Raw genomic sequence first — 24,891 nt, 5'->3', positions numbered from 1 at the left:
CTCCCGAGATATCCAGCGACAGTCCTTCGATGACATGCCTTCGGGGCGGGTCCCGCCCCCAAATCTACCGCTATTCTGCGGCCACGCGGGCGCCACTCATCTCGGCGGCGGCAGCAAGGATCGCCTTGACGATATTGTGGTAGCCGGTGCAGCGACAGATGTTGCCTTCGAGCTCGGCGCGCACCGTCGCCTCGTCCAGTTGGCCCTGGTGCCTGCGGATCATGTCGACGGCCGTCATCACCATGCCGGGCGTGCAGAAGCCGCATTGCAGGCCGTGATTGGCCTTGAACGCCGCCTGCACCGGATGGAGTTCGCCGTCCGCCGCCAACCCTTCGATGGTGGTGATCGTGGATCCGGCCGCCTGTGCGGCGAGGATGGAACAGCTCTTGACCGATTTTCCGTCCATATGGATGACGCAGGCGCCGCACTGCGACGTGTCGCAGCCGACATGGGTGCCGGTCAGTCCGAGATTTTCGCGTATGAATTGCACCAGCAATGTGCGGTCGTCGCAATGACCGCTCACCTGACGGCCGTTGACCGTCATTGTTACTTTCGCCATTTCGCTCCTCCGGGGTCGGTCAATGCCAACACGAGCGCGGCCGAAAAGTCGGGTGAGATGGTTCACGCGACTAGGGTACGCGCCAACTGATATCGATGCCCGTCGCCCACGGATCCGCTCCTCCGGATGTCGCAGGCTTGTTTGTATCATTTGTCTTTTTTGGGAATGCCGCAACCGCTACCGCTCGCCGGACGACAATATTTTTCCACGCGGGTTGTATCTCGCGGAACTGAGCCTTCATGTCCCGTTCAGGAACGATATCATTATCTTGCGCGCCGGAAGAAGCCGCAGGTCCCCGTAGACTTTCAATAGGGACCGCGTATTTTCCGAACTGCAAGTTCAGGTGGAGCGGGATGTTCCCGGCTTCGCCATCATCCACGGGACGGACTGAGCGCTAGGCTTAAGATCCGTAGAGATCGGAGAGAACAACATGAAGAAAGCCATCGCACTTGTGCTGGTCGCCCTGGCGGTCGCAAGCTGCACCCAGACGGAAAAAGGCGCCGGCATCGGTGCCGTTTCCGGCGCGATCATCGGCGGCGCTGTCACCGGCGACGTCCGTGGCGCAGCGGTCGGCGCGGCCATCGGCGGCGTTTCCGGCGCAGTCATCGGCAACGTCACCGAGCAGCCGGGCCAGTGCTACTACCGCGACCGCTATGGCCGCCGCTACATCGACTCTTGCCCGCGCTAAGGCGTAGCGAAGACGGTCATCCTTCGGCGTAGCGCAAGCTCTCCGTAGGATCCAATTACCCCCTCATGGCGCAAAGCCTGAGGGGGTTTTTCGTTCCGGACGCGCCGGCGAAGCTAGGCATACCCCCAAGAAATGATCCGACGCGCGCAAACCGGGTGGTTATCGGCCGCGCAAATCCGTCTGCTGTCCTCGAAGTATCATCCATCGAGGCCGTCACATGTCGAAATCACCAGGCAATCCACTGCCGCCAGCCTTCAAGCGGATCGGCTGGTCCAATCTTTTTGCGCAATTCTCGGAGCAGATGGCGCTGGCTGCCGCTCCGCTCGCCGCGGTGCTGCTGCTCGCCGCCGGTCCGGCGGAAACCGGATGGCTGCAGATGGCCCAGACACTTCCGTTTCTCCTGCTCGCCATTCCGGCCGGGCTCGTCGCCGATTGCGCCTCGCGACTGAGGCTGATGGTCTCCTCGGAAATGCTGCGCGCGCTGTCGCTGGTCGCCACGCTGCTCCTGATGGTCAGCGGCCTTTTGACCCTGCCGCTTCTGGCTGCGATGGGGTTCGTCGGTGCCATCGGCACCGTTTGTTACAATGTCGCTGCCCCTGCCCTTATTCCGGTGATCGTTCCCCGCGCCCAACTGGCCGATGCCAACCGCTGGCTGGAACTCGCCCGCAGCCTTGCCTATTCGGGCGGGCCGGCGATCGGCGGCGCGATCGTCGCATGGACGGGCGCATCCCTGGCCTATGTCGCTGCCACATGCCTTTCTCTTCTCTCCGTCGTCCTGCTTGCCGGCCTTGGCGAGCATCACCAACCCGCCGCGGCAAAACGCAAACTTCTGCAGGATCTGACCGAAGGCGCACGGTTCCTTGCCGGCCACACGCTGCTCAGGCCGATCCTCGTCACGGCGATAGTCTTCAACACCGCCTGGTTCGTGCTGCAGGCGGTCTATGTCGCTTATGCCATTCAAACCCTCGGCATGACGGCGACAGGCGTCGGCATCACGCTCGGCATCTATGGCGCCGGCATGATGATCGGCGCATTCGCCGCGCCCGCCATTGCGCGCCGTGTCCCCTTCGGCGTGATGATTGCGCTTGGTCCGCTCGGCGGGTTGGCGGCGGCCGCCGTGATGCTCTCGACGATCTGGATGCCATCCGGCGTTCTTGCCGGCTTGAGCTTCTTCCTCTTTGGCGCAGGGCCTGTGCTCTGGTCGATCGCCACCCTCACCTTGCGCCAGGCCGTCACGCCGAATGCGATGCTGGGTCGGGTTTCCGCCTTCATCACCACAGCCACGTTCGGCGCGCGGCCGATCGGCGCAGCGCTGGGTGCCGTCGTCGCCACGCGTTTCGGCGTCGAGGCATGCCTGGCCGTTGCCGCGACGGGTTTCCTGGTCCAGTTTCTCGTTATCATAGCCTCTCGCGTGCCGCAGTTGCGGGCACTGCCGGAAGCCGCATAGGCCCGACGATCCGCGGACAAAACCAGCCAAACACCCAGCAAAATGCCGGCGCGCCTGGCTGGCAACCGTCCGTCCGGAGCCTATGGTTGTGCTGCGCCGACAACATTTCGGAGCTTTTTCCCGGAAAACGGCACCGAAAATCGGTATCAGGGGTGGATGCAGCCGGCTGTCATCGTTAACAGATGGAAAACCTTAGGCATGCAATAGTGACCCGGCCGCATAAGCAGGCAGTTTGTATTGGGTCGCCTGAAGACGGGATGCGGAAGCGAATGTCCCCACCACGGTCGAGTATTGCGTACTGGAAGGCCGCAACTGCGCTTGCAGTCGCCTTCTCGTTTGCGCTCGGCCCGATTTCCGCCAAAAACGCCCATGCCTTCAAGCTCTTCGGCATGAAGTTCTTCGAGAGCGACGAAGAGGAAGCGCCGGTCATCGACCCGGTCAACTATACGCTTACCTTCGACGCCGGCACCGAAGACAAGGAACTGAAGGAAGCGCTGGAAAACAGCTCGCAGCTCGTCCAGGGTCAGGAAAAGCCCGTGTCCGGCGATCTCGGTCTTGCCATCCGCGCGCGCGACGATCGCGACCGGCTGCTCGCCGCCCTCTACGAAAAGGCCCGCTACGGCGGCACCGTGGCAATTCGCGTCAACGGCCAGGACATCGACAGCCTGCCGCCGGATCCCGCCTTCCCCGACGGGCAGGCGATCCCGGTAACGGTCACCGTCACGCCCGGCCCCGCCTTTACGGTCGGTTCCGTCAGGTTCGAAGGTGATGCGGCCGGCTTCAATCCTGATAACTATGGCCTGCCTGCCGGCGCACGCGCCGATTCGACCCTGATCATCAAGGCTGGCGAAAAGGTCGTGAACGACCTGCGCGAGCAGGGCCGGCCACTCGCCAAGCTCACCGAACGCAGCGCCGTCGCCAACCACGCCAATTCCACCGTCGACGTCGTCATCGGCGCAAGCGGCGGGCCGGTCGCGCCTGTCGGCGATGTCAGCGTATCGGGAACCAAGACCGTCGATCCCGGTTTCGTGCGCGACTATTCGCGCCTCAACGAAGGGCGCCCCTATTCGCCCGAGGATATCCGCAAGGCATCCGAGCGCCTGCGCCAGCTCGGCGTGTTCTCAAGCGTGACGATCAAGGAAGCCAACACGCTGTCGCCTGACGGATCGATCCCAATGAAGATCGAGGTCTCGGAAGGCAAGCATAAATATTTCGGCTTCGGTGCGCAGGTTTCGACCACCGATGGTCTGGGTGTCTCGGGTTATTGGGGACACCGTAATCTCTTCGGGCGGGCGGAATCGCTGCGCATAGAAGGCTCGGTCGACCGCATCGGCGAGACGAAGGAACTGGACAAGCTCGACTATTCGGTCGGCATCCTCTTCACCAAGCCCGGCGCCTTCGGCCCCGCCTCGACCTTTACCGCCAGCCTCAAGGCCAACATCCAGGATCCGGACGCCTACCGCGCCAAGATCCTGACGGGTGCTGCCGGCGCCACATTCGAACTCTCGCCGACCGACACCGTGTCCGGTGGCGGCGAGCTGAGCTGGGCCAACATCGACGACGCCTTCGGCTCGAATTCCTACCTGACCGCGGCCATTCCGCTCGAATATGTGCGCGACACTCGCGACGACAAGCTGAACGCAACCGACGGCTACCGGGCGATGATCAACGCCAAGCCGAGCTACGAGATCAAGGGCCAGACCTTCTTCTCGTCCTTCGAAGCGTCGGCATCGGGCTACCATGCGCTCGGCGACGAGAAGCGTTTCGTTCTCGCCGGCAAGATCGGCGCCGGCGTGCTCGTCGGCGGCAGCGGGCTTGAGGATATCCCGGCAAACCGTCGCTTCTATCTTGGCGGTGGCGGTTCGGTGCGCGGCTACTCCTACCAGGAGATCGGCCCGCGCAACGCCGACAACGAGGAGACCGGCGGGCGTTCCTATGTCAACGCCTCGCTTGAAGCCCGCATCGCGATCACCGACACGATCGGCGTGGTGCCGTTTATCGATGCCGGCACGGTGTCGGCGAAAACGACGCCCGATTTCTCCGACATTCGCGCCGGCGCCGGCATCGGCCTGCGTTATGCCACGCCCTTCGGCCCCATCCGTCTCGACTTCGCCGTGCCGCTCAACAAATATCCCGGTGGCACCAAGTACGGCATCTATGCCGGTATCGGCCAATCGTTCTGAGTAGGGCCGATTCTCCAGCAAGAACCGGCAAATTGCCGTCATTGCGCGATAGTTTCGCCCTGCGGCGATTCCGCTGCAGCGCAACTTGCGCTAAGGGTAGAGCATGAATCAGGTCGTCCGCTTCCTTCGCGCGACGCTGCGCTATGGCCTTCGTGTGCTTGGCGTGATTGCGGTCGTTGCCCTCCTTCTCGTCGCCTTCGTGGGCTTCACGACTCCAGGCGCCCGCCTCGTCGCCTGGGCAATCGAGAAATATGCGGCAACGCCTGACCAGATCGTGCGGGTCGCTGATCCGAGTGCGCTGCTGACAGGTGAGTTTGCGGCAGGAAGCATCACGCTTTTCGACGGCCAAGGCGTCTATGCGGAGGTCCGCGACCTCAAGCTCAACTGGTCGCCGGCGGCCCTCCTCTCCTTCCGCTTCGACGCCGCGGCGTTGTCCGCCGGCTCGGTGCGTGTCGAACGCCTGCCGATCCCCTCGACCGAGACCAAGGAAGTGCGCGCGACCTTCGCGCTTCCCGTCGACGTCAAGATCGACGCGATCGATCTCAAGGAGATCGTCATCGGCAAGGCAATCGCCGGCGAAGATCAGTTCCTGACCGCCAGCGGCAAGATCAATGCGACCAACGAGAGCATTGCCCTCAGCCTGACCGCCGCCCAGCGTGACCGGCCGGAAGCGCGCGCCGTCGCCGATATCGTCTTCAACCCGGCGGGCAACGAGCTGAAGCTGGAGGCAACCGTCGATGAGCCCAACAACGGCGTGCTCGCGAAACTCCTTCGCCTGCCCAACGAGCCCGCGGTCAACATCAAGCTGACCGGCGAAGGTCCCCTTTCCGACTGGGCCGGCACTGCCACGGCCGCGCTCGACGGCAGCGAGATCCTCAAGCTCGACGGTCGCCACGTCCAGACACCCGACGGCATGCATCGGCTCACCGTCACTGGCGGCGGCGGCTTCGGTTCGCTGATGCCGCCGGCACTGCGTGCGATGTTCGAGGGCGAGACCAGCATCGACGTCGCAGCCGCGTTCAACGGCCAGGGCATGGTGCGCGTCGACAAGGGGCAGATCGCGACCGGCGCGCTGACCTTTGGCGCCTTCGGCACCTTCGACAGCAAGGGCGACAACAATCTGCAGGCCCGGCTTGCCGGCACCAACGGCGCGATCGACTTCCGCTGGCCGCTGCAGAAGGGCGAGGCCCAGGCAAAGATCAACGCCGTCAACCTGTCGCTGATCGGCGACGCGCAGGCCGCAATCCTCGATCTCGCCGCCGACGTCGCCTCCGTGACGCTGCCGGACGCGGCACTTGGCGCCGTCAAGCTGTCGGCGCGCAGCGACGGCTTCAACCTCGCTACACAATCAGGCCCGCTAAAAACGGTGATCGAAGTCGGTGAGGCAGGCTTCGTCGACGCCAACGTCACCCGGCTGGTCCAGGCGCCAATGAAGATCGACGCCAGCCTGTCGGTGACGAAGGAGAACATCGTCTTCGATCCGGTGACGATCGAAAGCCCCGGCATTGGCGGTTCGGTCACCGGTGCCGTCTCACGTGAGGAAAACACGGTCACCACCGCCTTCAAGCTCTTTACCGTTCCGGAGGCTCTGCCGCCGGCTGCGGCGGCAAAGTTCGACGGGACCATCGCGCTTGCTGGCGAGGTTAAGACGGCGAACGACGGCAGCGTGACCGTCGAGGGCCTCGAACTCAAATCGAGCACGATCGAGGCGGCCGGCACGATAGCCTTGGCTCAGGGACAACTGACCACCGATCTCAAGGGAAAGCTGCCCAATCTCGGCAAGCTTCTGGCAGATGCCAAGGGCGAGGCTGAATTTACCGCAGCCGTGACCGGCCCGCTCGCCGAACTCGGCATCAAGGCCGAACTGACCTCGAGCGGCGCCACGCTCGCCGGACGCACCCTCAGCGACCTCACGATCAAGGCCGACGCGAAGGCCAACCCCTCGAGCCCGCAGGCGAGCCTGACCGCAACCGGTGCGCTCGACGGCCAGGCGATCGACGTCAAGGCCGACGTCGTCTCCAAGGACGGACGCACCGCCATCCCCGTGCTCGAAGCCAGGATCGGTGAAAACAAGCTGACCGGTGCGATCAGTTTCACCCCGGACTTCAAACCGGACGGCAAGATCGATTTCAACCTGCCCGATCTCGGCCTGCTTGCCGCCATGGCCGGGCAGAAAGCCTCTGGCGATCTCAACGGGTCGGCCGCAATCAAGACCGCAAACGGCATCACCTCCGTCGTCGTCAAGGCCGGCGGCAGCGGCATCAAGCGTGATGCCCTGACGATCGCCAAGCCGACTGCTGATATCACGATCTCCGATGTCGCGGCCCTCGCCATCAAGGGCAGCGTGCGCGCCGAGACCATCGCTCAAGGCGCCAACCGCGTTGCCGGCCTCGCCGTCGATTTCCAGCAGCAGGCGGGACGCACCGGCTTTTCGATCGACGGCAAATATGATGGTGGCCCGCTCACGGCTAAGGGCGATCTCACGAGTGCGAAGGGACGCACGGAAATTCGCCTCGCCTCCTTCGGCGCGACGCCAAAGGGCATCCCGCTGAAGCTCGCGCAGCCGACGGTCATCGCCATCGAAAACGGCACCGTCCGCCTCAACGCGCTGACGATCCAGGCATCGAAGGGCACCATCGCGGTCAACGGAACGGCCGGCGAAAAACTCGACATCACCGCCAAGCTCAATGCGCTGCCCGCAGCGCTGGTCAACGCTTTTGTCCCGGACCTCGGCGCCGAGGGCACGATCGCCGGCACCGTCGACGTCGCTGGCGCAACGTCCGCACCTGTCGTCGCCTACAACCTCAAATGGTCTGGCGCGTCGCTGGCCGCCGCACGCACGGCCGGGGTCGCCGCCTTCGACATCGCCGCCAACGGCAAGTTCGCCAACAACAAGGTAACGCTCGACACGACGCTTTCGGGCGCCAGCGGCCTTTCCTTCAAGGGCGGCGGCAATGTCGATATCGGCGGCAACATGCCGATCGCAATGAAGTTCAATGGCAACCTGCCCTTTGCCCTCATTGCCAACCTGATGGCGGAAAAAGGCTTCACGCTCACGGGCCAGGCCGGCATCAACCTCGCGATTTCCGGCTCCGCCAAGGCGCCGCAGATCGCCGGCACCGTCACGACATCCGGCGGGCGGCTCGTCGACGTGCGCCGCAACCTGGCACTGAACGATCTGACCGCCAATGTCGCGCTCGACGGAAAGCAGGCGACGATCTCCAAGCTCTCGGCCAATCTCGCGACCGGCGGCTCGATCGAGGCGACCGGCACCGTCGGCACGGTCCCCGGCTCCGGCTTCCCGGCCAATCTGACGATCCGCCTGAACAATGCCACCTATGTCGACGGCACGCTGTTCAACGCCAATCTCAATGGCGAAATGACGCTGACCGGTCCGCTGGTCGCGACCCCGACGCTCGGCGGCAAGGTTACGATCCGCAAGGCATCGATCACCATTCCCGAGAAGCTGCCCACCTCGCTCTCGGCAATCGACATCAAGCACAAGAATGCGCCGCCCAAGGTGCAGAAAATGGTCAAGGACCTGCGCAAGGACGAGGTGCCGGCAGCCGGCGCCAATGCCAGCGGCGGCATCGCCTTCGATCTGGCAGTTGCCGCCAACCAGGTCTTCGTGCGCGGCCGCGGCATCGACGCCGAACTCGGTGGCAACCTGACGATCCGGGGCACGGCCGTGCAGCCGATCGTTTCCGGCGGCTTCGAAATGCGCCGCGGGCGCCTCGAAATCCTCGGCAAGCGCCTGACCTTCACCGACGGCAATATCGGCTTCGGTGGCGACCTGATCCCGACGCTTGACCTCAAGGCGACCTCCAGCGTCGGCTCGACGACCATCACAGTCTCGGTTGCGGGCCTCGCTAACAATCCGCAGATCGCCTTCTCGTCATCGCCGGCGCTGCCGCAGGACGAGATCCTGGCACAGCTGATCTTCAACCGGTCGCTGTCGAACCTCTCGGCCTTCCAGATCGCCCAGCTCGCCTCCGCCGTCAGCCAGCTTGCCGGCGGAGGCTCGACGTCGCTGCTTGATGGCCTGCGCAACAAGCTCGGCGTCGACGACCTCGACGTCACCACCGACGAGAACGGCGGCGCTTCGGTGCGCGCCGGCAAGTATCTCAACGACCGGACCTATATCGAGCTGCAGCAGGGCTCTGATTCTGCCTCCAGCAAGGCGGTCATCAATCTCGATGTCGGCAAGGGCGTGAAGCTCAAGGGGTCGGCTGCGGGCGACGGCTCGGCATCGGGCGGTATCTTCTTCGAGAAGGAGTATTGAGGGGCGGTTTGTCTGGCGTCGCGCTCCTCGACGACATTTTGATCAGATCAAGATACGGCCTGCGGACCGAATACGATCCGCAGCCGCGCGAATGCGTGCACGTCACGTGTGGAATCACCGCCACAGCGAACCCACATCGGCATCAGCCGCCGTCACGGCCAATTTGCTGCATTCATTTTTCAGGTGATTGTATTGTCTTCCCGAAAACCGCATCTCGAATTGCCCGAGAATCTCCTGCCGCTCGTTGCAGGCTATGACTGGAATCATGACACGCTCGGACAGTCGGACTCGAGCATCTATCTGCTGAAGGCGCCGGATCGCCCGATGCTGGTGCTGAAAGTCGAGGCTGCCGGCCCCTTCAGCGAATTCGTTGACGAGGCGGAGCGGCTTGATTGGCTGGCGTCTCAGGGCATGCCCTGTCCGCGGGTGATCGCCCGCGCCTTCGACGCGGAAACGAACTGGCTGCTGCTGCAGGCTGTCGAGGGCACGGACCTCGCCTCCACGACGCTGTCGCCAAAGGACCGGATCGTCATCTTGGCGGACGCCCTGAAACGCTTGCATGGGCTGGACGTCGCCGACTGCCCCTTCGATCACCGGATCGAAAAGCGCATCGCCATCGCGGGAGCGCGCACCGAAGCCGGCCTTATCGATGAAGACGATTTCGACGAAACGCGACTCGGCCGCACGGCGGCAGATCTTTTTGCAGAACTCCGAGCCCGCGTACCTTCGATCGGCAAGCTCGTCATTACCCACGGCGACGCCTGCCTGCCGAACATCATCGAGAAGAATGGCCGGTTCTCCGGTTTCATCGATTGCAGCCGGTTGGGCGTCGCCGATCCCTATCAGGACATTGCACTTGCCTGTCACAGCATCGCCCACAATCTCGGCGAGGAATGGGTCCAGCCGTTTCTGGCGCGCTATGGCATCGACAGGGACGATCCGGAGAAACGCGACCTCTACTGCCTGCTCGACGAGTTCTTCTGATTGCCACGCGGCGGGCAACATATCCCGCCAAAGTGCACGGCCATACAGCGAGAGGCCCGCAACGCCTCAGGCGGCGTTGCGGGCCTCGATGTTCAGATCGACGATTTCGGCATCCTCAATGGCGTTGAACAGCGCCCAGATATGGCCGAAAGGATCGATAAAGGCACCGACGCGGTCACCGGTCGACAAAGTCTCGGCCGGATTGCGCAGGCTTGCCCCCGCGCCGATCGCCCGGCCGATCACACGATCGACATCGCGAACATGCAGTTCCAGGATCACCGCCGTCGTGCCCAGCGCATGCGGAGAGCGCGGTCCCCCGAGCTTGGGCTCCGCATCGCGGCGCGGGTTGGCCCCGGCAATCCGGAAGACCGATTCCCCGATCCTCAGATCCGCACTCGTCAGAATGCCGCTCGGCCATTCGTGCCGCTGCAGGAGCTCGGCGCCGAGCGCCTCGCGATAAAAGGCGATGGCGCGATCCTCGTCGCCATGCCTGACAAACAGCTTCACACAGATCTGCCGATCGGCAAGCCTGCCGCCATTGGCAACCATGACATCCTCCATCTTGGGTGAGGCGCACATCATAGCGAAACATGAGAACAAAGCAAGAACAATTCGACTCAGAGACGCAATTTCCTCACCGCTTTGGGCGGCGAAAAATGCTCAGAATGCACCGGTCATCTTGCTGGTTTTCAACAGGATATTCGTCTCGGTGACGGTGATCCCGTCGATCAGGCGGATGCGCCGCAGCGTCTCGTCGAAGGAGACGAGATCGCGATCCTGCAGCTCGGCGATGAAGTCCCAGCGGCCATTGGTGCTGTGCAGCGCCCGGACCTGCGGCAGGCCGCGCAACTGTTCGGCAACGCGGTCGGCCATCTTTCCATGCACCTCGATCATCACCACGGCGCGGACCCCGGAAGCCGGGATTTCCGCGCCGGTTCGGATGGTAAAGGCAGCGATCGTGCCATTAGCGACGAGCCTGTCGATGCGGGCAGCAACGGTCGCGCGCGATACGCCTGTCATTTCCGATAGCGTTGAAACGGGGATGCGCGCATTCTGGCGCAAGGCGCTGATGAGTGCCTGATCGAGATCATCCATTGCTATCACTTTGTAACATGGTGCTTATCAATCTGTCGATTTTATCTCACTAATCGGCAGTTTTCCATCTTTTTGCTGACATGCATTTTGGCCATAATCCGCGCGATCCCAACCGGGTACACACGGAATTATCTTGAGAAGGAATCGGGCGGATATGACGACCATCACGCTGATCGGCGCACCCATCGAAGAAGGTTCTGGACGGCGCGGCGCAGCCATGGGGCCGACGGCCCTGCGCATAGCCGGCATCGACACGGTGCTGCGCGACCTCGGCCACACGGTTCACGACGAAGGCGACGTCAAGCCGCTGCCGGCCCGCGACCTCGCCAACCACCCGGGCGCCAACAATCTGCAGATCGTCGCAGCCTTTGCCCGCGCGCTGCACGATTCCGTGCACGACACGGTTCGCAAGGGCCACTTCCCGATCATCCTCGGCGGTGACCACGCGCTCTCCATGGGCAGCGTCTCCGGCATGGCGCGTTACGCCGCCGAAGTCGGCCGGCCGCTCTTCGTGCTCTGGCTCGACGCCCACGCCGACTTCAATTCGCCGTCAACCTCCCCCTCCGGCAACATGCACGGCATGCCGGTCGCGTATTTCTGTGGCGAAGCGGAATTCGCTCCGATTCTGCCGGCCGACCGGCCGTTCGTCGATCCGAAGAAGGTCTTCCAGGTCGGCATCCGCTCCGTCGACGATCGCGAGCGCGAAGAGATCACCGAGCACGGCGTACGCGTCTATGACATGCGCGCCGTCGACGAACTCGGCATGGCCCACATCATGCGCCAGATCCTCAATGAGGTTCGCGCCGCCAACGGCCTGCTGCATGTCAGCCTCGATGTCGATTTCATGGATCCGGAACTCGCCCCCGGCGTCGGCACCACCGTTCCCGGCGGCGCGACCTTCCGCGAGGCGCACCTGATCATGGAAATGCTCTGGGAAAGCGAACTCGTTTCCTCGCTCGACGTCGTCGAGCTCAACCCCTTCCTCGATGACCGCGGCAAGAGCGCGCGTATCCTGGTCGAATTGACGGCGAGCCTCTTCGGCCGCCGTGTGCTCGACCGGCCGACCCGCAGCGCCTGAGATAACAAACGGAGGACAATGTATGAATACGACGGCAGCCCTGATCGAAACCGAATACCGGCTTGGCGCGCATAACTACAAACCGCTCGACGTGGTGCTCTCGCGCGGCGAAGGCGTCTATGTCTGGGACATGGAGGGCAATCGCTACCTCGATTGCCTCTCGGCCTATTCGGCCGTCAACCAGGGCCACTGCCATCCGAAGATCCTGAAGGCGATGATGGAGCAGGCGCAGAAGCTGACGCTCACCTCCCGCGCCTTCCGCAACGACCAGCTCGCGCATTTCTATGAAGAGATCGCAGCCCTCACCGGCTCGCACAAGGTGCTGCCGATGAACTCCGGCGCCGAAGCCGTCGAAACCGCCGTCAAGGCGGTGCGTAAGTGGGGTTACGAGGTCAAGGGCGTGGCCGAGAACCAGGCCGAGATCATCGTCTGCTCCAACAACTTCCATGGCCGCACCATGGGCATCGTCGGCTTCTCCACCGACCCGGATGCCCGCACCGGCTTCGGTCCTTTCGCACCGGGCTTCAAGGTCGTGCCCTTCGGCGACATCGACGCCTTCCGCGCTGCGATCAACGAGAACACCGTCGCCTTCCTCGTCGAGCCGATCCAGGGCGAAGCGGGCGTTATCGTTCCGCCGGTTGGCTATTTCACGACCGTTCGCGAGCTCTGCACCAAGCATGGCATCACGCTGATCCTCGACGAAATCCAGACCGGCCTTGGCCGCACCGGCAAGCTGCTCGCCGAAGAGCACGAAGCCATCGAAGCCGACGTGACGCTGATCGGCAAGGCGCTCTCTGGCGGCTTCTACCCGGTCTCCGCCGTGCTTTCGAACTCCGAAGTATTGGGTGTTCTGAAACCGGGCCAGCACGGTTCGACCTTCGGCGGCAACCCGCTCGCCTGTGCCATCGCCCGGGCGGCGCTGAAGGCGCTGACGGAAGAAGGCATGATCGAGAACTCAGCCCGCATGGGCGAGCGCTTCCAGAAGGGCCTCACCGACATCCGCTCCAACATCATCAAGGAAGTTCGCGGTCGCGGCCTGATGCTGGCGGTCGAGCTGGTGCCGGAAGCCGGTGGCGCCCGCAAGTACTGCGAAGCACTGAAGCAGCTGGGTATCCTTGCCAAGGACACCCATGGCGACACGATCCGCATTGCGCCGCCGCTAGTGATCAACGCTGAACAGGTCGACTGGGCCGTGGAACAGTTCGCAAAGGTTCTCGCCTCCGCCTGACCCCAAGATCCGATCCGCCCCGAGCCAGGCTCAGGGCGGATCATCCTTGAAGCGACGCAATTCCGGACGGAAAACCGTTTCACACTTTTCCTGGAACTGCTCTAAGCACTTGCAAAAGCAAGTCTTAACGAATCCCGGCCTATAGTCCCTTCCCAAAGCGCAAAGCGGTTCTTCCGCGCATGATGCAGCTGCGCCCCGCCGGATGTGATCGGCGGACTGTAAGGATCTCTCCCCAACGGACCATCGCCGCGCTCCCATGCGCCGGCAGCCATGCGGAGATATCTCGAGTTTGGCGGTGTCGCGCCATGGGCGTCGACCGGAAAGCTGGAAGGACCTTCGATGACAAGCACACTCAGGACGGCCGGGTTTGACGGCGAGACGCTGGAGATCATTGCGTTCCGCCTCCACGATCAGGAATTCTGCGTCAAGACGACGACGATCCGCGAAATCCGCGGCTGGGCGCCCTCCACCCCCATTCCCCATTCGCCGCCGGAAGTGATCGGTGTCATGAACCTGCGCGGCACAGTGATCCCGATCATCGATCTTGCCCACAAGCTCGGCATGAAATCGACGACGGCCAACGAACGCAGCGCAATCGTCGTCGCCGAAGTGCACAACATGGTGATCGGCCTCGTCGTCGATCGCGTCTCCGACATCCTCACCGTTCAGGGCAGCCAGGTGCAGCCGGTGCCGGAAGTGACAGCGTCCTTCGACAAGAGCTTTGCCGAAGGCATCATCGCCAACGAGAACGGCATGATCTGCTTCCTCAACCTGGCGCGAATGTTCAAGGAACGTGAAGTCGAAGAACTGGCCGCCTGAGGTAACCCTGAGGTAGCAGACGAACGACATGAAGGCCGCCCTACGTGCCGTGGGGCGGCCTTTCTTATTGGCGGCAGACCCAGATTGCACGGCAGTAGATTAGAAAAGCAGGATCAACTAATTCAACTAAAATTGGATATACGAGTTTTTACAACTGAAATTTGATAGTTGCTATTTTAACACCTGCTTAATAGTCCTGTTACTAACCTAGATTGTAGAAACACGGCGACTTGGGCATGAAGCCCGGTAGTTCGAACTCCCCTCACGAAGCACGAAGCCGCTGACCCGGTGGGCCGGCGTAGGACGACCAGACAATTTTCGGCAGGCCGGTATTTGTCTTAGTCCGGGAGTTGCGCCGCTTTGGCCCCGCAAACCCTGTCAAAGAAGGCACGAAGCCCCGGCTTGAGCCAACAAACGAGATCAGAGGGTTACAATGTTCGCTCTCGGTAAAATTGCAGATGCGCGCCAGATCGTCGCCGCGCTTTCGAAGTCGCAGGCCATCATTCAGTTCGACCTGACCGGCAAGATCCTGACCGCCAATGAGAACTTCTGCCAGGCGCTCGGCTACGGCCTTTCGGAAATCGTCGGCCAGCACCATCGCATGTTCTGCCCGGCCGACTACACCCAGACGCAGGAATACCGCGACTTCTGGGCCCGCCTCGGGCGCGGCGAGTTCGACGCCAATGCCTACAAGCGCATCGCCAAGGGCGGCCGCGAAATCTGGATCCAGGCGACCTACAATCCTGTGTTCCGCGGCGGCAAGCCGTACAAGGTGGTGAAGTTCGCAACCGACATCACCGCCGCCAAGGCGCGGGCAACCGAGGATGCCGGCAAGCTCGACGCGATCTCCCGTTCGCAGGCGGTCATCGAGTTCACACCGACAGGCGAAATCCTGACGGCCAACGAGAATTTCTGCGCCGCACTCGGCTACAGCCTCTCGGAAATCCAGGGCAAGCATCACAGCATGTTCTGCGAACCGAATTACGCCCGCACCGCCGAATATGCCGACTTCTGGAAACGTCTCGCCGCCGGCGAATTCTTCTCCAACGAGTTCGTGCGCTACGGCAAGGGCGGCAAGGAGATCTGGATCCAGGCGGCCTACAACCCGATCCGCGACTTCAGCGGCAAGGTCTACAAGGTCGTCAAGTTCGCGACCGACGTCAGCGAGCGCATGAGCGCGATCAACAGCCTCGGCGCCGGCCTGAGGGCGCTCGCCGAGGGCGACCTGACCCGCAACCTCGACACGCCCTTCGTGCCCAGCATGGAAACGGTGCGGACCGACTTCAACGGGGCGACCGCCAAGCTGCGCGAGGCGATGCGCACCGTCGGCGACAATGCCAGCGCGATTGCCTCCGGCGCCCGGGAAATCCGCTCAGCGGCCGACGACCTGTCGAAGCGCACGGAACAGCAGGCGGCCTCCGTCGAGGAAACCGCAGCCGCGCTCGACGAGATCACCACGACGGTTGCCGACTCCAGCCGCCGGGCCGAAGAGGCGGGCGGAATGGTGGCCAAGACCAAGGCCGGCGCCGAACGCTCCGGCAATGTGGTCAAGAGCGCCATCGGCGCGATGGGCCAGATCGAACAGTCGTCACGCGAAATCTCCAACATCATCGGCGTCATCGACGACATCGCCTTCCAGACGAACCTGCTGGCGCTCAACGCCGGCGTCGAGGCGGCACGCGCCGGTGAAGCCGGCAAGGGCTTCGCCGTCGTCGCCCAGGAAGTGCGCGAACTGGCGCAACGCTCCGCAAGTGCGGCCAAGGATATCAAGGCGCTGATCGGCACCTCCACCGAACATGTCAAGAACGGCGTGTCGCTGGTCGGCCAGACGGGTGCTGCGCTCGAAGAGATCCTTTCCCAGGTCCAGGAGATCAACGCCAACGTCTCGGCGATCGTCGAGGCCGCCCGCGAACAGTCGACCGGCCTCAAGGAGATCAACCAGGCGGTCAACTCGATGGACCAGGCGACCCAGCAAAATGCAGCGATGGTCGAGGAAAGCACGGCCGCAAGCCACGCCATGGCCCGCGAGGCAGACGCCCTGCACGAACTGCTCCGACAGTTCCGCTACGGCGAGCAAGCCCAGATCATCGACGCGAACCGCCACTTTGACGACCGCGCGCAACCGACCCGGCTCCACGCAACCGCCCGCGCCATGCGCAGCGGCCAACGAACAAGCCTTGCTGCGGCACCGGCCGCGGATGGCTGGCAGAATTTCTGAGCGCACATCCCTGCACCCCGCGCTCGGGAATGGGGAAGGCGGCTACCGGTAGCCGCCTTCCCTTTAATCTTTTCAGACGCAGCAATTGCTTGGAAAACGCCCCGTCCGCTAAGAGCGGAGAACCTGCGGTCGATGATGAGCGCAGGCTGGCTAGGCGGCTTCCGGACGCTTGATCTTCGCCGCCGCTTCCAGCACCAGCGGCGTCAGCCCCTCGCCGCCATTGTCGATATGCTCGAACAATTTCCGCCGCATGCGTGGCTCCCAATATTTGTTGATATGGGTGGCAACGCCCTGGGCCGCCTCGTTCTGCGGCTGGCTCTTGAAGAAGGTGGCGATCTGGTTCGCCATGTAGATCAGCTTGGCGTTGGTGTTGTCATGCGACATCGGCGACAGCTCCGGACTTGATGCGTTCGGCATGGGTGAATATCTCGAATTCGTCGCCGCGCACCAGCGCAATCAGCGTCATGCCCGCAGCCTCTGCCGTACGGATGGCCAGCGCCGTCGGCGCCGAAATGGCGATGATCACGGGGCTGCCTACGACCGCCGTCTTCTGCACCATCTCGACGGAAACGCGGCTGGTAACGACGACGGCGCCATCGCTACCCCTAAAGCCGGCGCGCGCCGCAGCACCCACCAGCTTGTCGAGCGCATTGTGGCGGCCGACATCCTCTCGGACTGCGATCAGGCCGCGTCCAGGCACATAGAAGGCGGCACCGTGCACGGCGCGCGTCTCGAAATGCAGCGGCTGCTGGCCGTTGAGCAGTGCCACGGCCGAGACGACATCCTCCTGCGACAGCCTCAACTTCGACCCGGAAACATCCGGCGTCGGCCGCACTGCCTGCTCGATCGATTCGATGCCGCAAAGCCCACACCCGACCGGACCCGCCATGTGCCGGCGGCGCTGGCGGAGCATGTCGTTCTCTTGGTCCTCAAGCACAATCTGCAGGTCGATGCCGAGATTGCCGGCCACCGTCTCGGCGACGATCTCGACTGTTTCGATCTGGCCGGTATCCGTGATGATGCCTTCGGTCAGGCTGAAGCCGACGGCGAAGTCTTCAAGGTCGCCGGGCGTCGCCATCATCACCGCGTGGGTCGAGCCGCCGTAGCTGAAGGCAACCGGCGTCTCTTCCGGCACGGCGCGTGAACCGTCCCGAAGCGCGCCGCCGCGGCGGGCAGCCTCGGCAACGGTTGTCGATGTCCTAAATGTCGCCATGGTCGGTCGCGGCGCAAAACATCATTCCGCCGCCTCCAGCTTGCCGGAAATCCGGCGCGACTGGCGGGCCTGCTCGTCATAGTCCACCTGCCAGTCCGAAGGCCCGTTCGACGGCATTACCTGCACCGCCGTCACCTTGTATTCCGGGCAGTTCGTCGCCCAGTCGGAGAAGTCGGTGGTGATGACGTTTGCCTGCGTCGTCGGGTGGTGGAAGGTGGTGTAGACGACGCCCGGCGCCACGCGGTCGGTGATCAGCGAACGCAGGGTCGTTTCGCCGGCGCGGCTGGCAAGCCTGATCCAGTCGCCGTCGCGAATGCCACGCTGTTCGGCATCGTGCGGGTGGATCTCCAGTCGATCTTCCGCGTGCCAGACGACGTTGTCGGTACGCCGCGTCTGGGCGCCGACATTGTACTGGCTGAGGATACGGCCGGTGGTCAAGAGCAGCGGGAAGCGCGGACCGGTGCGTTCGTCGGTCGCCACATATTCGGTGCGGATGAACTTGCCCTTGCCACGCACGAAGCCGTCGACATGCATGATCGGCGAGCCCTCGGGATGCTTCTCGTTGCATGGCCACTGCACCGAGCCCAACTTGTCGAGATAGTCGTAGGAGACCAGCGCGAAGCTCGGCGTCGTGGCAGCGATCTCGTCCATGATCTCGGACGGATGACGATAGTTCCAGTTGAGGCCCATCGCCTGGGCAAGCTTCTGCGTGACCTCCCAGTCGGCATAGCCGTTTTTCGGCGTCATCACCTTGCGCACCCGGTTGATGCGGCGCTCGGCATTGGTGAAGGTGCCGTCCTTTTCCAGGAACGTCGAACCCGGCAGGAAGACGTGGGCGTAGTTCGCCGTCTCGTTGAGGAAGAGGTCGTGCACGACGACGCACTCCATTGCGGCAAGGCCGGCTGCCACATGCTTGGTGTCCGGGTCGGACTGCAGGATGTCTTCACCCTGAATGTAGATGCCCTTGAAGGTGCCATCGACCGCGGCATCGAGCATGTTCGGGATGCGCAGGCCAGGCTCGTTGGAAATCTCAACGCCCCAGAGCTTCTCGAAGGTTTCGCGCGTCGCGTCGTCGGAGATATGGCGGTAGCCCGGCAGCTCGTGCGGGAACGAACCCATGTCGCAGGAGCCCTGCACGTTGTTCTGACCGCGCAGCGGGTTCACGCCGACGCCCGGCCGGCCGATGTTGCCGGTGACCATCGAAAGGTTAGCGATCGCCATGACCGTTGTTGAGCCCTGGCTGTGCTCGGTGACGCCAAGACCATAGTAGATCGCGCCATTGCCGCCGGTGGCATAGAGCCTTGCTGCACCGCGCACGAGTTCGGCCGGCACGCCGGTATAGGCTTCGGTCGCTTCCGGGCTGTGATAGGGCTCGGCGACGAAAGCCGCCCAGTCCTCGTATTCCGACCAGTCGCAGCGCTCGCGGATGAATTTCTCGTCGGCGAGGCCTTCGGTGACGATCACATGCGCCATCGACGTCAGGATCGCGACATTGGTGCCTGGCTGCAGCGGCAGGTGATAGGAGGCTTCGATATGCGGCGAGCGCACGATGTCGGTGCGCCTGGGATCGATGACGATCAGTTTGGCGCCCTCGCGCAGCCGCTTCTTCAGTCGTGACGCGAAGACCGGATGGCCGTCCGTCGGGTTGGCGCCGATGATGACGGCAACGTCAGTGAACTCGACCGAATCGAAATTCTGCGTGCCGGCCGATGTGCCGAAAGCCTGGCCGAGTCCGTAGCCGGTCGGCGAGTGGCAGACGCGGGCGCAGGTATCGACATTGTTGTTGCCGAAGCCGGCACGCACCAGCTTCTGCACCAGATAGGTCTCTTCATTGGTGCAGCGCGACGAGGTGATGCCGCCGACGGAATCACGGCCGTACTGATACTGGATCCGCCGGAACTCGGAGGCCACATGCGCATAGGCCTCCTCCCAGGTGACCTCGCGCCAGGGATCGGAGATCTTCTCGCGGATCATCGGGTTGAGGATGCGGTCCTTGTGGTTGGAATAGCCATAGGCAAAGCGACCCTTGACGCAGGAATGGCCGCGGTTGGCCTGGCCATCCTTCCACGGCACCATGCGCACCAGCTCCTCGCCGCGCATTTCCGCCTTGAACGAGCAGCCGACGCCGCAATAGGCGCAGGTGGTGACGACGGAATGTTCCGGCTGGCCGATCTCGATGACCGATTTCTCTGTGAGCGTCGCCGTCGGGCAGGCCTGCACGCAGGCGCCGCAGGAGACGCATTCGGACGACATGAAGTCTTCCGCCATGCCGGCCGAAACGCGACTGTCGAAACCCCGACCGCCGATCGTTAGCGCGAAGGCGCCCTGCACTTCCTCGCAGGCCCGCACGCAGCGCGAGCAGACGATGCACTTGGCCGGATCATAGGTGAAGTATGGATTGGACTCGTCCTTCGGCAGCCACTTGGCATTGATTTCGCCATTGTTGCGGGCCGTGACGTGGTTCTCGCCCTCATACCCGTAGCGCACGTCGCGCAGGCCGACGGCGCCGGCCATGTCCTGCAGCTCGCAATCGCCATTGGCCGCGCAGGTCAGACAGTCGAGCGGGTGGTCGGAGATGTAAAGCTCCATCACCCCCCGGCGCACGTCCTTCAGCCGCGGCGTCTGGGTGGAGACTTCGATACCCGCCGCCACCGGCGTCGTGCACGAGGCCGGCATGCCGGCGCGTCCCTTGATCTCGACGAGACAGAGCCGGCAGGAGCCGAAGGCATCCATCATGTCGGAGGCGCAGAGCTTCGGCACCTCGATGCCAGCGTCCATCGCCGCGCGCATGATCGAGGTTCCCTCAGGTACCGTGACTTCGCACCCGTCGATCGTCAGCGTCACCAGTTTTTCGGACTTGGAAGCGGGAGTGCCGTAGTCGATTTCATGTATGAGAGACATGGTCTTCCTCCTCACTCCGCCGCTTCAACGCGCGGTGCCGGCTGAAAGTCATCCGGGAAATGGGTCATGGCGCTCATGACGGGATAGGGCGTGAACCCGCCAAGCGCGCAGAGCGAACCGAATTTCATCGTGTTGCAGAGATCGGCGAGCAGTTCGCGGTTTTTCTCCGGCTCGATGCCGGCGGCGATCTTATCCGCCACCTCGACGCCGCGCGTCGAACCGATGCGGCAGGGCGTGCACTTGCCGCAGCTCTCGACTGCGCAGAACTCCATGGCGAAACGCGCCTGGTGCAGCATGTCGACGGTATCGTCGAAAACGACGATGCCGGCATGGCCGATGAGGCCGTCGCGCGCGGCAAAGGCCTCATAGTCGAACGGCGTGTCGAACAGAGCGCGAGGGAAATAGGCGCCGAGCGGGCCGCCCACCTGCACGGCCTTCACCGGCCGGCCACTCGCCGTACCGCCGCCGATGTGATCGATGATCTCACCGAGCGCGAGGCCGAAGGCGGTTTCGAACAGGCCGGCATGCTTGACGTTGCCGGCGATCTGGATCGGGATCGTACCGCGCGAGCGGCCCATGCCGAAGTCGCGATAGAAGGTAGCCCCCTTGTCCATGATAACAGGGACGGAGGCGAGCGAGATCACGTTGTTGATCACGGTCGGACAGTCGAAGAGGCCCTTGTGGGCCGGGAGCGGCGGCTTGGCGCGAACGATGCCACGCTTGCCTTCGAGGCTGTTGAGCAGCGCCGTTTCCTCGCCGCAGACATAGGCGCCGGCGCCGGTGCGCACCTCCATGTCGAAGGCCTTGCCGGAGCCGAGCACCGAAGCGCCGAGCACGCCGGCCTTGCGCGCGATCTCGATCGCCTCAGCCATCGCCGCGATCGCATGGGGATATTCGGAGCGGGTATAAATGAAGCCCTTGGTGGCGCCGGTCGCGATGCCTGCGATCGCCATGCCCTCGATCAGCACGAAGGGATCACCCTCCATGATCATCCGGTCGGCAAAGGTGCCGCTGTCGCCCTCGTCGGCATTGCAAACGATGTATTTGCGTGTCCCCGCGGCCTCGAGAACCGTCTTCCACTTGATGCCTGTCGGGAAACCGGCGCCGCCGCGGCCGCGAAGGCCGCTCTCGGTCACCTGCGCGACGATCGCCTCCGGCGCCATGGCGATGGCGTTGCGCAGACCGGCAAGGCCGCCATGGGCCTGGTAGTCGTCGAGCGACAGGGGATCGGTGATGCCGCAGCGCGCAAATGTCAGTCGCGTCTGCTGCTTGAGGAAGGGGATCTCCTCGGTCTTCCCGAGACAGAGCGCGTGGTCGCCGCCATCGAGCAGCCCGGCATCAAGCAGTGAACCGACATCGCGTGCCTTGACCGGACCGTAGGCGACGCGACCTTCAGCGGTTTCCACTTCGACCAGCGGCTCCAGCCAGTGCATTCCGCGTGAGCCATTGCGTATGATTGTCGCGTCGAGACCGCGGGCCGCGATCGTCTCGGCCACGGCCTTGGCGACCTTCTCGGCACCGAGCGCCACGGCGGCGGCGTCACGCGGGATATAGATTTTCACCGTCATCGCCGCGCCTCCTGAACGAGCGCCTCGAGATCGGCGGCATCGACCCGGGCATGCACCTCTCCGTCAAGCATGGCCGAGGGTGCGCAGGAACAGAGCCCGAGACAGTAGACCGGCTCCAGCGTCACCGCGCCATCCGGCGTCGTCTCATGGAAATCGATGCCGAGCAGCCGCTTGGCGCGCTCGGCGAGCTGATCACCGCCCATCGACTGGCAGGCCTCGGCGCGACAGAGCTTCAGCACATGGCGTCCGGCCGGATGCTCGCGGAAGTCATGGTAAAACGTCATCACACCGTAGACTTCGGCGCGCGACAGGTTGAGCTCGCGCGCAATCACCGGAAGGCACTCCTGCGGCACATAACCGAACTCTTCCTGAAGCTCGTGCAGGATCGGCAACAGCGGACCTTCGAGCCCTTTGAGCTCCTCGACGATGGCAAGGGTGGTTTCCGCGATGTCGGCGCGCGGCTGATGGATGTTCAACGGGAGCCCTCCCGGCTCATGGGCTAGACGGCGACACCCGCAAACGGGCGACCGGTCCAGCCGACATTTCAATACCTGGCGAAGGCCGTTCCTCGGCGGTCTCCGGCCATGATCAAAAAAGCTTCGCGCTTATGGCCCGATGGGTCAATAAGGCTGTTCCGTCGATCGATAGAAAAAATCTATTGAACCTGGTTTCGCTCACCCAGGATACGCGCCTCGTGCAACAGAGCCGAGACAAGCGGCGTAAACGGCTCACGATGGGTCGCAACCAGGCCGACCGTGTGACGGGCATCCGGCTCGACGATCGGGATCATCCGGATATCCTCATGAAAACCGAATGATTTCGCGACGTTGAACGGCATGATGCTGGCCCAGCGCCCGGTCCGCACATGCGAAAAAAGCACGATCATCGAGTTCGATTCGAGCGTCGGCCTGGCGACCACGCCTGCCTCGGCAAAATGCTGGTTGACGATGCGGCGGTTCTGCATGTCGGCCGTCAATAGACAAAGCCGAACGTCGCTAACCTCTTTCCACGTCACGCTTTCCCGCTCTGAAAGCGGCGTTCCGGCGGCGGTGACGAGGTGATAGCGCTCGACTTGCAGCGGAACGCTGGTTACCCGGCCGAGCGGCTCGTTCTCCAGATAGGTGAGACCTGCATCGATCTCGAGGTTTTCGAGCAGCGCCAGAATCTGCAGCGACGTGGTCGACAGCACCGAGAAGGTGACATCAGGATGTTTCTCCTGGAATGGCGCGGTAATCATCGGCACCATCGCCAGCGTCGTCGGCACCGCGGCCAGGCGGATATGGCCGGAAAGGCCCTTGCGCGCCGCCCGCATCTCCTCGCGCATGGTGCGGGCATCGCCGACGATACGGCGCGCCCATTCGAGCACGCGCTGCCCCTCCGGCGTCAGTCCCTGGAAGCGCGACCCGCGGCTGACGAGCATCACGCCAAGCTGATCCTCGAGCTGGCGGATGGCGGCCGACAAGGTCGGTTGCGCTACGCCACACTCCTCCGCCGCGCGACCGAAGTGTCTTTCGCGTGCGAGAACGAGGAACATTTCCAGCTTGTCGATCATGTCATGCCTTTGGAGTTCTTGATTCTGCCACGCTACTGGACTGGCTTGCCCCTCACCCTAACCCTCTCCCCGCTCGCGGGGAGAGGGGACGTGCCCGGCGAGACAAGCCCGCTTGCAGTCAAGGCAGAACGAATACGGCGCAGCGCTGTCCCTTCTCCCTGCGCGCGGGGAGAAGGTGCCGGCAGGCGGATGAGGGGCGAACGCCGACGCAAACACATGTTCAAGCAATCAATTGCCCGCCATTGACCTCCAACACCTGCCCGGTGATGTAGCCCGACAGCGCGTGCGAAGCGAGGAACAGATAGGCCGGCGCGCAATCTTCCGCCGTCCCGAGCCGGCCGAGCGGGATGGTCTTGCGGGTCGCCTCCAGTTTTTCCGGCGACGAATAGCGCTCGTGGAAGTCGGTGGTGATCGTGCCCGGCGAAACGCAGTTGACCCGGATGCCCTCGGGCGCGAGCTCGCGCGCCAGCGCCTTGGAATAGGTGGCGACGAAGGCCTTGCTGGCCGAATAGATCGAAGAGCCGGCGCTGCCCCCTGTCAGGGCGGAGATCGATACGGTGTTGACGATTGCCGGATGCGTACCCTTGCGCAGAAGCGGCAGCATCGCCCGCGTCATTTCGACGACCGCAGTCTGGTTGAGCTGCACGACGGTTTGGTACTGCTCGTCGGTCAGCTCTGCCGCCGGGAAGCGACCGACCATGGTGCCGGCATTGTTGATGAGGATATCGATGCTATCGAACTGGCCTCTGACCACCTCGGCCAGCCCCTCGACGCCACCGGGCGCCAGAAAATCCGCGGTGACGACATGCGCCCGGCCTTCCGTCGCCGCCGATTCGAGAAAATCGGGCAGATCGCCGATCGATCGGCCGGCATGGACGAGCACATGCGCGCCGCAATCCAGAAACTGCCGGGCAACCTCCAGCCCGATGCCGCGCCCTGCACCGGTGACCACAACGGTCATGCCCTTGAACAACGCCGGATGAAACATGTCCTTCCCCTCTTCATTCCTCAAGCAGAGTCGCCCATCGGCGAAACGAATGCAACGCGCACTGATCCTTTGGCCCGCAGCGAAAGCG

At 63.5% G+C, this 24,891-nt stretch carries 18 protein-coding genes and 1 pseudogene; 9 read left to right on the top strand and 10 right to left on the bottom strand.

The features are described from left to right. Window positions 1-70: 70 nt before the first annotated feature. Complete coding sequence (locus ACTJKM_RS14125) at window positions 71-559, bottom strand: (2Fe-2S)-binding protein (RefSeq protein WP_034802397.1); 489 nt, start codon at window positions 557-559, stop codon at window positions 71-73. Between the two features lie 430 nt (window positions 560-989). Between ACTJKM_RS14125 and ACTJKM_RS14120 the strand changes: the two genes are divergently transcribed. From ACTJKM_RS14120 to ACTJKM_RS14100, 5 genes and pseudogenes are all read left to right on the top strand, one after another. Further along, window positions 990-1,247, top strand: coding sequence for a glycine zipper domain-containing protein (locus tag ACTJKM_RS14120; RefSeq protein ID WP_034802400.1), 258 nt, complete (start codon window positions 990-992; stop codon window positions 1,245-1,247). A gap of 217 nt (window positions 1,248-1,464) precedes the next feature. Further along, window positions 1,465-2,694: an MFS transporter gene (locus ACTJKM_RS14115; protein ID WP_440660528.1), complete on the top strand. Its 1,230-nt coding sequence runs from the start codon at window positions 1,465-1,467 to the stop codon at window positions 2,692-2,694. A gap of 269 nt (window positions 2,695-2,963) precedes the next feature. After that, window positions 2,964-4,877, top strand: a complete 1,914-nt coding sequence (locus ACTJKM_RS14110; RefSeq protein WP_440660527.1) for an autotransporter assembly complex protein TamA — start codon at window positions 2,964-2,966, stop codon at window positions 4,875-4,877. 1,444 nt (window positions 4,878-6,321) lie between these two features. Then, a pseudogene (locus tag ACTJKM_RS14105) lies at window positions 6,322-9,159 on the top strand (translocation/assembly module TamB domain-containing protein); the annotation flags it as partial. A gap of 192 nt (window positions 9,160-9,351) precedes the next feature. Beyond that, window positions 9,352-10,143, top strand: coding sequence for an APH(3') family aminoglycoside O-phosphotransferase (locus ACTJKM_RS14100; RefSeq protein WP_058325750.1), 792 nt, complete (start codon window positions 9,352-9,354; stop codon window positions 10,141-10,143). Between the two features lie 66 nt (window positions 10,144-10,209). On the opposite strand, the gene ACTJKM_RS14095 is transcribed toward ACTJKM_RS14100, so the two are convergent. Next, window positions 10,210-10,692, bottom strand: coding sequence for a VOC family protein (locus ACTJKM_RS14095; RefSeq protein ID WP_057255053.1), 483 nt, complete (start codon window positions 10,690-10,692; stop codon window positions 10,210-10,212). Window positions 10,693-10,803: 111 nt separating this feature from the next. Then, window positions 10,804-11,238 carry an Lrp/AsnC family transcriptional regulator gene (locus ACTJKM_RS14090; RefSeq protein WP_043614769.1) on the bottom strand — a complete coding sequence of 145 codons (435 nt, stop codon included), beginning with the start codon at window positions 11,236-11,238 and terminating at the stop codon, window positions 10,804-10,806. A gap of 154 nt (window positions 11,239-11,392) precedes the next feature. On the opposite strand from ACTJKM_RS14090, the gene rocF reads away from it, so the two are divergent. The 4 genes from rocF to ACTJKM_RS14070 all read left to right on the top strand — a co-directional run bounded on the left by rocF (window position 11,393) and on the right by ACTJKM_RS14070 (window position 16,581). After that, the gene (gene rocF / locus ACTJKM_RS14085; RefSeq protein ID WP_058321760.1) at window positions 11,393-12,316 is read left to right on the top strand and encodes an arginase; all 924 of its coding nucleotides are present in this window, start codon (window positions 11,393-11,395) and stop codon (window positions 12,314-12,316) included. A 22-nt stretch (window positions 12,317-12,338) separates the two neighbouring features. After that, window positions 12,339-13,544 carry an ornithine--oxo-acid transaminase gene (rocD, locus tag ACTJKM_RS14080; RefSeq protein WP_440660525.1) on the top strand — a complete coding sequence of 402 codons (1,206 nt, stop codon included), beginning with the start codon at window positions 12,339-12,341 and terminating at the stop codon, window positions 13,542-13,544. Between the two features lie 339 nt (window positions 13,545-13,883). Then, window positions 13,884-14,363, top strand: coding sequence for a chemotaxis protein CheW (locus tag ACTJKM_RS14075; protein ID WP_057255050.1), 480 nt, complete (start codon window positions 13,884-13,886; stop codon window positions 14,361-14,363). A gap of 433 nt (window positions 14,364-14,796) precedes the next feature. Next, window positions 14,797-16,581 carry a methyl-accepting chemotaxis protein gene (locus ACTJKM_RS14070; protein ID WP_440660523.1) on the top strand — a complete coding sequence of 595 codons (1,785 nt, stop codon included), beginning with the start codon at window positions 14,797-14,799 and terminating at the stop codon, window positions 16,579-16,581. Between the two features lie 150 nt (window positions 16,582-16,731). On the opposite strand, the gene ACTJKM_RS14065 is transcribed toward ACTJKM_RS14070, so the two are convergent. From ACTJKM_RS14065 to ACTJKM_RS14035, 7 genes are all read right to left on the bottom strand, one after another. Further along, complete coding sequence (locus ACTJKM_RS14065; protein WP_057255048.1) at window positions 16,732-16,965, bottom strand: formate dehydrogenase subunit delta; 234 nt, start codon at window positions 16,963-16,965, stop codon at window positions 16,732-16,734. Continuing rightward, window positions 16,955-17,794 (bottom strand): formate dehydrogenase accessory sulfurtransferase FdhD, encoded by an 840-nt coding sequence (fdhD, locus tag ACTJKM_RS14060; protein ID WP_440660521.1) that lies wholly within the window; start codon window positions 17,792-17,794, stop codon window positions 16,955-16,957. The genes ACTJKM_RS14065 and fdhD overlap by 11 nt, the downstream gene beginning before the upstream one ends. Before the next feature lie 21 nt (window positions 17,795-17,815). Further along, on the bottom strand, window positions 17,816-20,695 hold the full coding sequence (gene fdhF, locus ACTJKM_RS14055; protein ID WP_440660519.1) for a formate dehydrogenase subunit alpha: 2,880 nt from the start codon (window positions 20,693-20,695) through the stop codon (window positions 17,816-17,818). An 11-nt stretch (window positions 20,696-20,706) separates the two neighbouring features. Next, a complete protein-coding gene (locus ACTJKM_RS14050) occupies window positions 20,707-22,263 on the bottom strand; it encodes a formate dehydrogenase beta subunit (RefSeq protein ID WP_093233144.1) in 1,557 nt (518 codons plus the stop codon). Next, the gene (locus tag ACTJKM_RS14045) at window positions 22,260-22,739 is read right to left on the bottom strand and encodes a formate dehydrogenase subunit gamma (RefSeq protein WP_057255044.1); all 480 of its coding nucleotides are present in this window, start codon (window positions 22,737-22,739) and stop codon (window positions 22,260-22,262) included. Before ACTJKM_RS14045 ends, ACTJKM_RS14050 begins: the two co-directional genes overlap by 4 nt. A 179-nt stretch (window positions 22,740-22,918) precedes the next feature. Beyond that, the gene (locus ACTJKM_RS14040) at window positions 22,919-23,815 is read right to left on the bottom strand and encodes a LysR family transcriptional regulator (RefSeq protein ID WP_057255043.1); all 897 of its coding nucleotides are present in this window, start codon (window positions 23,813-23,815) and stop codon (window positions 22,919-22,921) included. 220 nt (window positions 23,816-24,035) lie between these two features. Further along, window positions 24,036-24,803, bottom strand: coding sequence for an SDR family NAD(P)-dependent oxidoreductase (locus tag ACTJKM_RS14035; RefSeq protein WP_058321752.1), 768 nt, complete (start codon window positions 24,801-24,803; stop codon window positions 24,036-24,038). Window positions 24,804-24,891 lie beyond the last annotated feature (88 nt).

Source organism: Ensifer sp. 22460, assembly GCF_052044935.1.
Classification (GTDB): domain Bacteria; phylum Pseudomonadota; class Alphaproteobacteria; order Rhizobiales; family Rhizobiaceae; genus Ensifer.
Note: the sequence above shows the minus strand (reverse complement) of the source record. Positions and strands in the feature narration are given on the sequence as shown.

Excerpts from the sequence above, each read along its gene's own strand:
- ACTJKM_RS14125 (WP_034802397.1), bottom strand. The coding sequence starts at position 559 with ATGGCGAAAGTAACAATGACGGTCAACGGCCGTCAGGTGAGCGGTCAT.
- ACTJKM_RS14120 (WP_034802400.1), top strand. The coding sequence starts at position 990 with ATGAAGAAAGCCATCGCACTTGTGCTGGTCGCCCTGGCGGTCGCAAGC.
- ACTJKM_RS14115 (WP_440660528.1), top strand. The coding sequence starts at position 1,465 with ATGTCGAAATCACCAGGCAATCCACTGCCGCCAGCCTTCAAGCGGATC.
- ACTJKM_RS14110 (WP_440660527.1), top strand. The coding sequence starts at position 2,964 with ATGTCCCCACCACGGTCGAGTATTGCGTACTGGAAGGCCGCAACTGCG.
- ACTJKM_RS14095 (WP_057255053.1), bottom strand. The coding sequence starts at position 10,692 with ATGGTTGCCAATGGCGGCAGGCTTGCCGATCGGCAGATCTGTGTGAAG.
- ACTJKM_RS14090 (WP_043614769.1), bottom strand. The coding sequence starts at position 11,238 with ATGGATGATCTCGATCAGGCACTCATCAGCGCCTTGCGCCAGAATGCG.
- rocF (WP_058321760.1), top strand. The coding sequence starts at position 11,393 with ATGACGACCATCACGCTGATCGGCGCACCCATCGAAGAAGGTTCTGGA.
- rocD (WP_440660525.1), top strand. The coding sequence starts at position 12,339 with ATGAATACGACGGCAGCCCTGATCGAAACCGAATACCGGCTTGGCGCG.
- ACTJKM_RS14075 (WP_057255050.1), top strand. The coding sequence starts at position 13,884 with ATGACAAGCACACTCAGGACGGCCGGGTTTGACGGCGAGACGCTGGAG.
- ACTJKM_RS14070 (WP_440660523.1), top strand. The coding sequence starts at position 14,797 with ATGTTCGCTCTCGGTAAAATTGCAGATGCGCGCCAGATCGTCGCCGCG.
- ACTJKM_RS14065 (WP_057255048.1), bottom strand. The coding sequence starts at position 16,965 with ATGTCGCATGACAACACCAACGCCAAGCTGATCTACATGGCGAACCAG.
- fdhD (WP_440660521.1), bottom strand. The coding sequence starts at position 17,794 with ATGGCGACATTTAGGACATCGACAACCGTTGCCGAGGCTGCCCGCCGC.
- fdhF (WP_440660519.1), bottom strand. The coding sequence starts at position 20,695 with ATGTCTCTCATACATGAAATCGACTACGGCACTCCCGCTTCCAAGTCC.
- ACTJKM_RS14050 (WP_093233144.1), bottom strand. The coding sequence starts at position 22,263 with ATGACGGTGAAAATCTATATCCCGCGTGACGCCGCCGCCGTGGCGCTC.
- ACTJKM_RS14040 (WP_057255043.1), bottom strand. The coding sequence starts at position 23,815 with ATGATCGACAAGCTGGAAATGTTCCTCGTTCTCGCACGCGAAAGACAC.
- ACTJKM_RS14035 (WP_058321752.1), bottom strand. The coding sequence starts at position 24,803 with ATGTTTCATCCGGCGTTGTTCAAGGGCATGACCGTTGTGGTCACCGGT.